Below are 11586 nucleotides of genomic sequence, written 5' to 3' on the forward strand. Positions count from 1 at the left end.
TAGTTCTGGAGCAGATCATAACCGCCAGCCATAGGGCTAGTCTCGTATTGCCTAAAACAGGCACGCCAGAGTCACCCCGAGACCGCGCCCAAAGTACGACAAAACGTTCAACGCCCCCTGGTAGATCGGGAGAACAGGTCGGCCGTGCCCCCGACGTCCACGCCGCTCACCGGGCGCCCCGACCTCTTCAGCAACCCTTGCGACTGCACGCCCGGACCCGCGAGCGACTTGTAGGCGCGCTTGACACGCTCCTCGCCGATGACTCGCTCAACGAGCAAACGCTCGTTGAGCGAGCAGCTGCAGTCGTCCTCCTAGCAAAGTCGCCATCGAAGCAGCCGCAGTTCAACATGAGGGCCGGAGAGTTGGCTCGGTGGTTGGGAGTGTCGGAGTCCTACGTCGACCATCGAGTGCTTCCAGCTCTGCGCGATTCGAATGTTGTGGTGACCGAAGTAGTAACGAAGTCGGTTGAGGGTGCACGTCGCGTGGCGGGTCTCTGCTGGGAACTGCTGCCGTTGACGGCCGCTCGGGCGCGGCGTGCCGACCCGTTGGCTCTGGAGAAGCGGGATCTCGCGGTTCTGCTGTCGTTGTGCGAGGCCGTCGTCGGCCCAGGGTGGGCTCCTGTGGGTAAGGCGGAGACTCCTCCCGGTCTGCTCGCGGCGCGTCGGGGTCGGGGGGCGGCGGCCGAGCGTTTGGGGCTGCTGCGGTTGGTGATGGCGGCCCGGCCGGATGGCAGCGTCCGGCTGATCGGCGGGGCAGTGGCGGCTGGGTTCGATCGGGTAGACGCGACGGTCGCGCGGTTGCTGAGGTGCTCGCTGGAAGAAGCAGCCCGAGTGGTGGACGGGTTGGTCGGCCAACGGCTGCTCGAGGTGCCGGGCCGCGGCGTGGCCGGCGCGCGGGTGAAGGTGGTGGTGCCTGCGGTGGCCGCCGCGCACGGCCGTTCTGCGGGGGCGCTGCGAGTCGTCCGGGACGAGGTGCAGGAGGACGTCGAAGTCTGCGATGACGGTTCGGATGGTCAGGGCTTGGCGTGCGTGCACTGCACGGCTGGGGTGGAGGTCGAGGATCCGGCGAACCCGGGGGAGGGGTGGGAGCAGCCGGGCTTCTTCGTGATCCTGGAGGGCGGTCTGCTCGATGTGGATGGTGCACTCAGAGGTCAGGCGACTCCCGGGGGTTCGGTAGTTGAGCCAGAAAGGGCCTCTGAGCTGGGCGAACAGGGTGTTGAAGAGGTCATCGACGACCGGGCTCGTTGTGCACCGCTCCACGCCGACCACGCGTCCGTGGTTACTCAAGGTGGGTTTGGTACTGCTTCGTTTCGCTTTTCCGGCGAAGCCGTATCGGGGTCCTCGGCGTCGCCGGGACGCGCGTACGAGCGCGAGGACCGCCCCGGTTCGGGTCCGGTGGATCTCGTGGGCGCCTCGGGTGGCTCCGGTCGCCCGCTTCGCGGGGAACAGCAGCAGGATCTCGACGTCGGACGGAAGCTCGGACAAGCTCTGACGGCGGGAGCGGCGGCCGCGCTGCGGTGGTCGTTGCCGGGTGGGCTCGAGCGGGTATTGAGTCCGGTGCGCTGGGAGTGGGCGCGGATCGGTCATGCGGGGGGTAGGCACCGGGTGCGGGCGGCGGCGCGGGCTGAGCTGGTGCGGCTGGGCGGGATCGTCGGCCTGGAGCAGGCCCCGGTGGTGTTGGCGGAGCGGTTGGAGCGGCGGTTGGCCGCGCAGTGCGGGGAGCCTGTGCGTGATCCGGTCGGGTGGCTGGTTGGGCGGGGTCTGCCGCAGCGTGCGGAGTGCTACGCCACGGGGTGCGATGACGGGGTCCGGATGGAGACGGGGCTGGTGTGCCCGTCCTGCGAGCTGCTGATCGGGGTCCGGCGGGCCCTGCGGCACCAGGTCGCCCGGGCCGTCACCGAGGAGCTGCCCCGCCTGGAGCCGGACGCGTTCCGGGCGGAGGTGGAAGCGCGGCTCGGCCGGGAGGTAGCCCGACAAGCCGCCGTGACCGCTGTACGGCGGGAATACGCCGTCGTAGAACGCGCCCGGCGCGAGGAGGCGTTGGCCCAGTGTCGTAGGGAACGCGCCGAGGAGGAGGCGAAGTTGGCCGCGCAGCCGTGCGCGGACTGCAAGATTCCCCAGGCCAGCGGGCTGTGCCTGACGTGCGGGCAGGAGCGCACGGCGCGGAAGGCCCTGGAGCAGGCCGCTCAGTTCGCCGCCGTGGCCGTCGGCCCGGTGGATGCGCCGGGCGCGGCGGCCCGGCTGACCGGATGCCTTACGCAGCTGGAGGCCGAGGTCGGGCAGGCCCGGCAGCGGCTGCGCGGCGAGGGGCTGCCGAAGGTGGGGGTGGCCTGGCAGGTCAGGGAGCTGGCCGAGCAGATCTGCGGCCGGGAACAGGCACGGGCGCTTCAGGTTCTGCTCGACGGTCCGGAGGCCCGGGTCGAGGGCGAGCGGGTAGCCGCGATCGAGCGGCTGCGGCGGCGAGGAGAGCCGGAGGTGCGCACCACGGCCGGCGCGGCGGCCCGGCGGTGCGCCGAGGCCCTACTGGCGCAGCGGCTCGGAGAGGTCCGGGCCGCGGCCCAGGGGCCTATCCGGGAGCGGTCGGGTGGCTGGCGGGAGCGGATGGCGCGGTGTGCGGACCTGCCGCTCGACGGCGACGCCCCTGTGCCGTCGGCACGGGTGGCCGAGGGTTCCGGGGCGGTGACCGCGGCGTGAACGCCGGTCGTGAGCTGGCCTTGAGCTGTGCGGGTCGGGGGTGGTGGGTGCATCCGCTGCTGCCCAACTCCAAGCGTCCGCCCGGGAACTGTCGTCGGTGCCGGCCGTCGGCGGCGGGGCAACGGGCCGCCTGCGGGTTCCCCGAGGACGCCGGCGGCTGCGGGTGTCTGTCCGCGGGGCGGTTCTGCCACGGGGTGCGGGCGGCGACACGGGAGCCGGAGCTGATCCGGTCCTGGTGGAGCGGCAGCGACTTCGCCGTCGGCGTGGCCACTGGCCCGTCCCGTTTGGTGGTCGTCGATCTGGACGACCACCATCGCCAGCCGCCGGACGCTGCACTCCTGCTGCCCGGCATCGACCTGGCGACCACGCCAGGTACGGGGTCGGTGCGGACCGGGGTGGATGTGCTGGAACTGCTGTGCCGGGTGAGGCGCGCCGAGAGCCTGCTGCACGCCCCGCCGACGCTGACGGTGCGCACCCCCTCGGGCGGGCTGCACCTGTGGTACCGGGCCGAGAGCAGCGGGCGGTTCACGCAGGGCTCGAGCCAGCTGGGCTGGCAGGTCGACGTGCGGGCCGGCTGGTCCACCGCCGTCGCGCCCGGCACCGTCACCACGGGCGGCCGCTACGAGAGGCTCGGGCCCGCAACGGAACCGGTCCGGGTGCCGCGCTGGCTCGCGCTCGAACTCACGCGCGTCGGCCTGCGCGCTCGCGACCCTGACGCCCCGCCGCCGGCCCGGATTCGCCTTCCCCGCCCCACCGTCCGGCACCAGCCGCAAGACGGGTCCGCGTACGCCGCCGCGGCGCTGCGCGGTGAAGTCGACGCCGTGGCCTCGGCGCGCGCCGGCCGCAACGACACGATAAACCGCGCCGGGTTCCGGCTCGGCCGGCTCGTGGGCGCCGGGCTGCTGGACCTCGACGCCGTCCACCAGGCGCTCACCGACGCCGCCGCGCAGGCCGGGGTCGATCCCGGCGAGGCGAAAGCTCAGTCCACCCTCCGCCGCGCACTTCAGGCGGGCATGCGCTCGCCGCGCACCGTCCCGAGCACGGGAGCACGGCCATGAACCACCCCTTCACCACCCGTCTCCCGCTGCCCTTCCCGGCCACCGAACCCCGCTCCGCCCGGCCGGGCCCGCGGACCGGCGAACCGGCGGATGCGGCCGCGGCGGGCGACGTGGCCCCGGAGGAGCCGCAGCAGCGTCCCGAGCGCGGGCCGAAGTTCTCGCAGGCCGACATCCTGCTGCACCTGGGCATGGATGAGTGCCACCTGGTGCGCCACGACCAGACCGCGTACGCCGTCCCCGCCGCCGGACCGCCGATCGCCCGCCCGCTGCGCGCCAACGGCGGCTTCAGCGGCACCGGCTCCTTGCGGCAACTTCTCAACCGCTCCTACGTGTTGGCGACCGGCCGGGCTCCGTCCCAGGGTTGCCTGACCGACGCGATCGCCTCCATGGACGCCCTCGCCCTGGACGCCGAGGAGCAGCCGGTCTGCCTGCGGATCGCCGCCGACCCGGCCGACGAGCAGGCAACCTGGCTCGACCTGGGCCGCTCCGACGGGCTCAGCGTGCTCATCGAGCCGGGCACCTGGTCGGTGACCACCCCGCCCGTCGGTGAGGGCCCGCTATGGCGGCGCACCAACCTGATCGGCGAACTACCGCTTCCCGAACGCGATCCGGGCTGCTGCGCGAGCTGTCCGCGCTCACCGAGCCGTCCTGGCGGATGGCCGTCGCGTGGCTCCTGGCCGGGCTGCGCCCCGACATGCCGCGCCCCATCGCCTACCTCAACGGCGAACCCGGCACCGCCAAGACCACGACGGCCCGGCAGCAGCTGCGCGTCCTGGACGGGATCCGCGCCGAGGTCCGCAGCGTCCCCCGCAGCGAGGACGACGCCATGGTGACCGCCTCCGCGGGGTGGACCATGGGCCTGGACAACCTCGCCGGTATCCCCCGGTGGCTGTCGGACTTCCTGCGCCGGTCCTCGACGGGAGCCGCCGTCGCCAAGCGGGAGATGTACACCGACGGCGACGTCACCTCCTGGGCCTACAAGCGCCCCGTCCTGCTCACCGCCATCGACGTCGGAGCCCTCCAAGCCGACCTCGGCGACCGCCTCATTCCCTTCACCATGGAGGCCATCGACCCCAAGGCCCGGCGCAGCGAACACGACCTGTGGCGCCGCTACCGCGCCGCGCACGGCCGCATCCTCGGCGGCCTGGTCGACCTGGCCGCCGCAGTGTGGGCGCGCCTGCCCGACGCCGCCGAACAGCTCACCCGAAAGCCGCGGATGGCCGACTGGGCCGAGATGCTGTGGGCGCTCTACGCGGTCACCGGCTGGGACACCCTGGACATCTACAACCGCTCCCAGCGCTCGGTCACCGACGACGTCATCGACGCCGACCCGGTCGCCACCGCCCTCACCCGCTGGTCCGCCACCGCCACCACCACCCAGTGGCAGGCCACCACCGCCCAGATCGACGAGGTGCTCCGACCACCCGGTGCGATCCCGGACAACTGGCCCAGAACAACCGCCCTGCTCTCCGCCCGCCTGACGTCCCTCGCGCCGGTCCTGCGCCAACACGGCATCGACATCCGCAAGTTGCCGCGCACCAGCGGCGCCCGCGGCTTCCGCATCACCCGACACTCCGACCCGGGACCACCCGTCTGACCCCCGCCCCGTAATCGTCCCGGCCCGCCGCCACACCGCTGCCGAACCCGCCGTCACTCCCGAGACGCGCGGGCTGCCACCATGCCCCCGAAAGGCGCACCAGAGGCCATACAGACCGGTGCGGCCTCCTCCTTCGACATGGCGCCGGTGAGAGGCGGCCGAACCGTGACGCCCAAGCCGGTCCCGGAACGGACCCCGCGCCGGCGCCACCGCTCCCACACGGCTGCGCCTCCGTCGGCGAACACGCTGGTCACCCGCCGCTGCCTGATGTCCTCCGACAACGAATCTTGTTCGATTGCCACCGAAGTCTGACGAACCGTACTTTCCTGTCATCGAAGCTTGAGCACTCGGGGCGGTCACTGGTCTGGGGGCGTGGTGGGGGCACCTGCGCGTGCGTACGGGGATGCAGCGTTATCGGCCTTTGAGCTGGACTTTTCCGTGTCGGGTGAGCGGGTGAGGGTGCCGCTGGCCGAGGGGTGGAGTACGCGGTTCGAGGAGGCCGAGCCGGTTCGTGGCTTCCGGTGGGACAAGGGTGCCCGGGGGTTCGCGGGCTGGTACTACGCGGTGACCGCGGGGGACTTGGTCGGGTTCGAGTCCTGGCTGGAGCGGGACCGGCTGATCTTGCTGGACTGGGACCCGGACGTTGTCGGGGTGGCCTCGCAGCCGTTCTGGCTGCACTGGCACGACGGGCGGCGGCAGCGTCGGCACGCGCCGGACTACTTCGTGCGCCTCGCGGACGGGCGGGCGCGTGTGGTCGACGTCCGGGCCGGCGACCGAATCGACGAGGCGTCCGCGGAGGCCTTCGCGGCGACGGCGCGGGCCTGCCGGGCGGTGGGCTGGGAGTTCGTACGGGTGGGGGTGCCCGATCCGGTGCTGATGGCGAACGTGCGGTGGCTGGTGCGCTACCGCCGGGCCCGGTCCGCCCGCCGGCCGGACGTCGTGGACGCTCTGCTGGAGCTGTTCGCCGAGCCGGGCCCGCTTCGGGCGGGGGCGGAGCGGGTGGGTGATCCGCTGCTGGTGCTGCCGCACCTGTTCCATCTGCTGTGGTCCGGCGCCCTGGAGGCCGACCTGGCGGGGGAATTGCTGCACAGCGGGACCGTGATCTGGGCGAGGGGGAGGAGCCGGTGACGCGTCTGCGGCGGCCGGCCGCGATCGAGGCGGGCGCCTGGGTGCGGGCCGCGGGGCAGGTCCGGACGGTGGTGGCGGTCTCGGCGACCTCGGTGACGCTGACCGGCGACGGCGAGGTGGAGCCGCTGGTGGTGGGGACGGACGAGCTGCTGGCCGCGGAGGACTTCGCGGTGATCGGCAGCCCGGTGCGGATGCCGCTGCCGGCAGCCTCCCAGCTGGAGACGCTGCCGCAGGAGGCGAGGCAGAAGGCCTTGTGGTGGGAAGGGCACATCCTCGAGGTGCTGCACGGCATGGCACCGGGCGCGGAGCCGGGCGCCGAGCCGCGGCCCGAGTACGGTCCGGGCCGGTCGCTGACGGTCCGCGAGCGGGCGAAGGCCGCCGAGCTGACCGCGGCCGGGCATCGGGCCGCGGCGAGTACGGTCGCGCTGAAGCGGCGCCGCTACCAGGCCCAGGGCGTGATGGGGCTGGCCGATCACCGGCCGGTCCGCAGGAAGCCGGCCTTCGGGGCGGTGGACGACCGGGTCGTGGCGGCGATGCGGCAGGCGGTCGCCGAGGCCGTCGACGCCTCGACCCGCCGGGGCACGTTCATCATCTGGCGGACCGGCGAGCTGCTGCGGCAGACGCCCGAGGGCCGGGCGGTGAAGCTGCCCTCGGAGCGGACCCTCTACCGGCTGCTGGCCAAGCTCACCGACGGCACCCACACGTTCGGCTCGGCTGTCACCCGGCGTTCGCGGGCCCACGGGGCGGTGGGGCCGTTCGGCGAGCGGGAGGTGTTCGCGCCGGGCGAGATCATGCAGATCGACTCCACCCCGCTCGACGTCCTGGTCCTGCTGGACAGCGGGGTGACCGGGAAGGTCGATCTCACCGGCATGATCGACGTCGCGACCAGGACGCTGACCGCGGCGGTGCTGCGGCCGACCACGAAGTCGGTCGACGCGAGCGTGCTGCTGGCCCGCACGGTCACCCCCGAGCCCATGCGGCCGGGCTGGGCGGACGCGCTGGCGATGTCCCGCTCGGTGCTGCCGCACCGCCGCCTTCTTCAGCTCGACGAGCGCCTGGCCCACGCCGCCGCCCGGCCGGTGATCGTGCCGGAGACGATCGTCTGCGACCACGGGAAGGTCTTCGTCTCCCGCAACTTCCAGTCCTCCTGCCGGTTCCTCCAGATCGAGTTCCAGCCCACCCACAAGGGCTCGCCCTTCGAGAAGGGCCACATCGAGAAGATGCTCGGCTCGGTGGCCACCCTGTTCGCCCAGTTCGTGGCCGGCTACACCGGCCGCAGCACCGACCACCGCGGCCGCCACCTGGAGCGCGAGCGGCTGTGGTCCCTGCTGGAACTGCAGGAGCTCCTGGACGAGTGGATCGTCGCCGCCTGGCAGAACCGGCCGCACGACGGGCTGCGGGATCCCGCCCACCCAGGCCGGGCGTTCACCCCGAACGAGAAGTACGCCGCCCTGATCGAGGCCTGCGGCTACGTCCCGGTCGCGCTGAGCGGCGACGACTACGTCGAACTGCTGCCCGCCCTCTGGCGGGTCGTCAACGACTACGGCATCAAGATCAAGAACCGGATCTACGACAGCGAGGAGCTGGGCCCGATGCGGCGCCAGCACTCGGGCGTCCAGGCCAGGCGCGGGCTCTGGGAAGTCCACCACGACCCCTACGACGTCTCCCGGATCTGGGTACGCGACCACCACGGCGACGGCGGGTGGGTGCCGGCCACCTGGAAGCATCTGAAGCGGGTCCCGGTGCCGTTCGGGGACCTGGCCTGGGATCACGTCGCCCGGCATCTGCCCGAGGCGACGGAGGAGGAACTCGCCGACGCCGTCTCCGCCCTGCTGACCCGCGCGCACGCCGGACCACCCGGCGGGCCCGGCCCGAAGCCGAGCCGGCGCGAGCGGCGGGTCGCGGCCCGCACCAAGAACACCGGCCCCTCCGTCCCGGCCCCCGCCGAGCCGGCCGAAGCAGAGGCCGGGCCGGACGAGGAGGTGCTGGCCGACGTGATCCCGCTGGGCCTGTTCGACCCGCTCGAAGACCCCTGGAGGCGACCGTGAGCGAGCCGGAGGAGCCCGGACAGCACCTGACCACCCTCGAAGGCTGGATCCGGTTCGTCGACCGCCCGCCCGAGGCACCGCCGCGGCTCTCCCCGGACGAGTACGCCGCCCTGCCCGCGGCCAGGCGGACCGCCTACGACGAGCAGCGGCTCGACTACCACACCCGTCTGCTGGTGGTCCGCACCTCCACCGTCCAGCACACCGTCGCCACCGGCCGGCGCCTGGTCCTGCTCAACCGGCACGCGATCAGCGCCCGCCGCGGGCTGATCGTCTCCGGGCCGGCCGGCACCGGCAAGACGATCGCCATCACCCAGCTCGGCCTGGCCCACGAACTCCTGGACCGCTCCCGTCATCCCGGCGACCTGGGCCGCATCCCGGTCCTCTACATCACCGTCCCGCCCGCCGCGACGCCCCGCATGATCGCGGCGGAGTTCGCCCGCTTCCTGGGCCTGCCGCTGGCCGCCCGGTTCAACATCACCGACATCATCGAAGCCGTCGTCGGCGTCTGCACCGACGCCCGCACCGGCCTCGTCCTCGTCGACGAGCTCCACAACATCTCGCTGACCAGCCGCAACGGTGCCGAGGTCGCCGACACCCTCAGTGCCTGTTTCTGAACCCCGTAACAGCAGGTCAAGGGCCGCCAGTCCGGAATGGGAGCTTTGTACAACCGTTCGGGGAGCGGTCACGGTGACCGCTCTCCGAACGGCTCCGGTGGAGGTGGTGGTCAGAGGCCGGGGCGGACGGGCACTCTGGAGGGGTGGTGGTGAGCAGGAAGACTCCGCGCTGTCGTCAGTGCGGGAAGCCTCTTCCGGACGGGTCCAGGAAGAGCCGTCGGTACTGCTCAGCGACGTGCAGAACGAGGGCCTGGCGCACGATGAAGGCCCGCCGCGAGGCGATCGAGGCCGGCGGCGCTGCTCTCAAAGCGGTTCTCGACGGACGCCGCCATCCGTGGCCCCAGTTCAGGTGCCCGGAGTGCGGCAGCACCTGGTACTCCGCGGAGACCCCGTTCGGGAAGACGAAGCGATCCGACAGCCTGTACTGCTCACCACGCTGCCGGACGCGGGCATGGCGGAAACGTTCCCGTTCAGGAGGCGTCACCGCGTGACGCCTCCTGGTGACGCTATCGAGACGCCAGGGTTCAGAAACAGGCTCTGAGCGGCGACGGGAGACGCGGAAGGACCCCGGGGCGCAGGGCGGCCCGGGGTCCTTCGCTGTCCGGGGCCAGGGGCACCGCTCCCAGGCCCCCTACACGTACTGGGGTGCGTGTAGGCCCTGGGATCTTCATGCTCCCTCTTCCAGGTTGGGGCGCGCGGCGTGCTGCGGCCTGCTGGATTGATGGGGTCAGTTGAGCAGTCCCGCGAGGAAGACGAGGGTGGCGCCCACTCCGAAGATACCGAAGGACATCTGGACATGACGGTGCTTGCCCCACGCGATCTTGCTCATGGCGATGAGCTGACGGCTCAGCACCGGGAGTACGTCCGTCTGTTTCAGGGCGGTGGTGAGTTCGTCGGCCTCTTGGTGCATGAGGTGGCCGAAATGGACAGCCAGTGGGCCAAGGAGTTCAACCAGCAACTCGAGTACGCCGCCGCACTCAGGTTGGTCGACCTGCTCAGGGCCCGCCGGACAGGCGAAAAGGTCGCGGTCGGGCCCGGCGCCGACCGGCTGCACGCCGGCCTGGACACGGTCATCGCGACCATGAACGAGGACCCCGTCCTGCGGGCGCAGATCGCCGATGAACAGGCCGAAGCAGCCCTGCTCGCCGCCCAGTTCACCAACCTCCACCTGGGAACCATCAACCACTGCATGTTCGACGCCCCGCAGGCCGAGTGCCAGAACGACCTGCCCGCCGATCAGCGGGGCACGGCCCCGCTGATCGGCGCCTGCCAACCCGACCGCTGCCGCAACTCCGTGATCACCCGACGACACGCTCCCATCTGGATCGCCGAGGAAGACGACCTCACCGCCAGATCCCAGGACCCCACCCTGTCACCACCCGGCCGCGAAGCCGTCCTGATCCGTCTCGCCGACGTCCAGCGCATCACCCGTGGGCTCCGGCAGGAAGGAGTAACCCCCTGATGCCGGTGTCCGCCAAGACCGCCACCAAGCTCCGCGAGGCCATGGCCCGGCTGCTGGCCGGCGAGCCCCTGCACACCGACGGCGCCCTCACCAAGGAGAACCTCGCCCGAGAAGCCCAGGTCAGCCACGCCACCGTCCACCGCGCCGACGACATCCTCGCCGAGTGGAACGCCAAGGTCACCCGACCCGTCCTCCGCACCCCCGGCGAAGTCGCCCGGGACGAGACGATCGCCGAGCTCCGCAGACAGCTTCGTGAGGCGAAAGCCGCGATCACGCAGCTCAATGGCAAACTCGACGCCCTCGCGACCGTGACCGCGAACCTTTACCACGAGAACCTCGCCCTGAAGAAGCGCGACAGCGACCGACGACTCGCACCGCTCCCCTCCACCAACTGACAAGCTACGTAGGCCCCTCAGCGCGCTGCTCTGTAACACCTGGTGCTGGTCTACGGGCTGATCCGAGCTTCAGGATGTCTGCGGCTGTCAGTCCCGGGAGACGCGGGGGGCCTCGACTGCCAGCCGGGTCAGTGCCCGCTCCCAGACCAGCACGTCGTGATCGTTGAGGGCTGTTCGCGGACGACGTACGAAGGGGCATGGTCAGCTTTGTGTCCTGCCCAGTACGCTGCGGTTTCGTGGGCGACGAGGAACACGAGTACCGAGCCTGGCTGTGCCGACGCTTTCCCTCCTTATACACTCTGGCCCGGCTGAACGGCCCTGACGCCGTCGCCGAGCTGGAGGCCATCGGCCGCGCGGCGGCGGCGGACCCGGTGCGCGACCGACTCCTGGCCCTCGCTCGGCGGCTCGGCATCGACATCAGCGTGTCCCCCCGGATCGTGGCACTGCCGGGTGCACCCACGCCCCGTTACTCGGGCCGGATCTATGCGTGTCCCGAGGACCGCTGCGCGCGCCGGGAGGTGCGCGCCCCGGGCGATCCGGCGCCGCTGTGTGCCCTGTCCGGAAGCCCGCTCGCTCCGCGGTCGGCATAGC

General features: G+C 72.0%; 9 protein-coding genes and 1 pseudogene. 9 read left to right on the plus strand and 1 reads right to left on the minus strand.

What is annotated here, in order from left to right:
• Positions 1 to 440 precede the first annotated feature (440 nt).
• The 6 genes and pseudogenes from ABZ861_RS26525 to ABZ861_RS26550 all read left to right on the plus strand — a co-directional run.
• Entirely contained in the window at positions 441 to 2693 is a 2253-nt protein-coding gene (locus ABZ861_RS26525) for a hypothetical protein (RefSeq protein WP_361634848.1), read from the plus strand.
• Entirely contained in the window at positions 2690 to 3751 is a 1062-nt protein-coding gene (locus ABZ861_RS26530; RefSeq protein ID WP_361634851.1) for a bifunctional DNA primase/polymerase, read from the plus strand. Before ABZ861_RS26525 ends, ABZ861_RS26530 begins: the two co-directional genes overlap by 4 nt.
• 655 nt (positions 3752 to 4406) lie before the next feature.
• Positions 4407 to 5348, plus strand: a complete 942-nt coding sequence (locus ABZ861_RS26535; RefSeq protein WP_361634854.1) for a hypothetical protein — start codon at positions 4407 to 4409, stop codon at positions 5346 to 5348.
• Between the two features lie 453 nt (positions 5349 to 5801).
• Positions 5802 to 6476, plus strand: coding sequence for a TnsA-like heteromeric transposase endonuclease subunit (locus ABZ861_RS26540; RefSeq protein WP_361634856.1), 675 nt, complete (start codon positions 5802 to 5804; stop codon positions 6474 to 6476).
• Positions 6473 to 8524, plus strand: a complete 2052-nt coding sequence (locus ABZ861_RS26545; RefSeq protein ID WP_361634859.1) for a Mu transposase C-terminal domain-containing protein — start codon at positions 6473 to 6475, stop codon at positions 8522 to 8524. The genes ABZ861_RS26540 and ABZ861_RS26545 overlap by 4 nt, the downstream gene beginning before the upstream one ends.
• Positions 8509 to 9123: pseudogene (locus tag ABZ861_RS26550) on the plus strand (ATP-binding protein); the annotation flags it as partial. The gene ABZ861_RS26545 and the pseudogene ABZ861_RS26550, both read left to right, overlap by 16 nt.
• 742 nt (positions 9124 to 9865) lie before the next feature.
• On the opposite strand, the gene ABZ861_RS26555 reads toward ABZ861_RS26550, so the two are convergent.
• Positions 9866 to 10048, minus strand: a complete 183-nt coding sequence (locus tag ABZ861_RS26555) for a hypothetical protein (RefSeq protein WP_361634862.1) — start codon at positions 10046 to 10048, stop codon at positions 9866 to 9868.
• Positions 10049 to 10060: 12 nt separating this feature from the next.
• Between ABZ861_RS26555 and ABZ861_RS26560 the strand changes: the two genes are divergently transcribed.
• The 3 genes from ABZ861_RS26560 (at position 10061) to ABZ861_RS26570 (ending at position 11585) form a co-directional block, all read left to right on the plus strand.
• Positions 10061 to 10600, plus strand: a complete 540-nt coding sequence (locus tag ABZ861_RS26560; RefSeq protein ID WP_361634865.1) for a hypothetical protein — start codon at positions 10061 to 10063, stop codon at positions 10598 to 10600.
• Positions 10600 to 10995, plus strand: a complete 396-nt coding sequence (locus ABZ861_RS26565) for a hypothetical protein (RefSeq protein WP_361634867.1) — start codon at positions 10600 to 10602, stop codon at positions 10993 to 10995. The genes ABZ861_RS26560 and ABZ861_RS26565 overlap by 1 nt, the downstream gene beginning before the upstream one ends.
• A 236-nt stretch (positions 10996 to 11231) precedes the next feature.
• Positions 11232 to 11585, plus strand: a complete 354-nt coding sequence (locus tag ABZ861_RS26570) for a hypothetical protein (protein ID WP_361634870.1) — start codon at positions 11232 to 11234, stop codon at positions 11583 to 11585.
• The last annotated feature ends 1 nt before the right edge of the window (position 11586 follow it).

Origin of the sequence: Streptomyces sp. NPDC046985 (assembly GCF_040644415.1) — a bacterium.
Lineage (GTDB): Bacteria > Actinomycetota > Actinomycetes > Streptomycetales > Streptomycetaceae > Streptomyces.

Bases quoted from the DNA above. Each gene is read 5' to 3' on its own strand.
- ABZ861_RS26535 (WP_361634854.1), top strand. From the start codon at position 4,407: ATGGCCGTCGCGTGGCTCCTGGCCGGGCTGCGCCCCGACATGCCGCGC.
- ABZ861_RS26555 (WP_361634862.1), bottom strand. From the start codon at position 10,048: ATGCACCAAGAGGCCGACGAACTCACCACCGCCCTGAAACAGACGGAC.
- ABZ861_RS26560 (WP_361634865.1), top strand. From the start codon at position 10,061: ATGGACAGCCAGTGGGCCAAGGAGTTCAACCAGCAACTCGAGTACGCC.
- ABZ861_RS26565 (WP_361634867.1), top strand. From the start codon at position 10,600: ATGCCGGTGTCCGCCAAGACCGCCACCAAGCTCCGCGAGGCCATGGCC.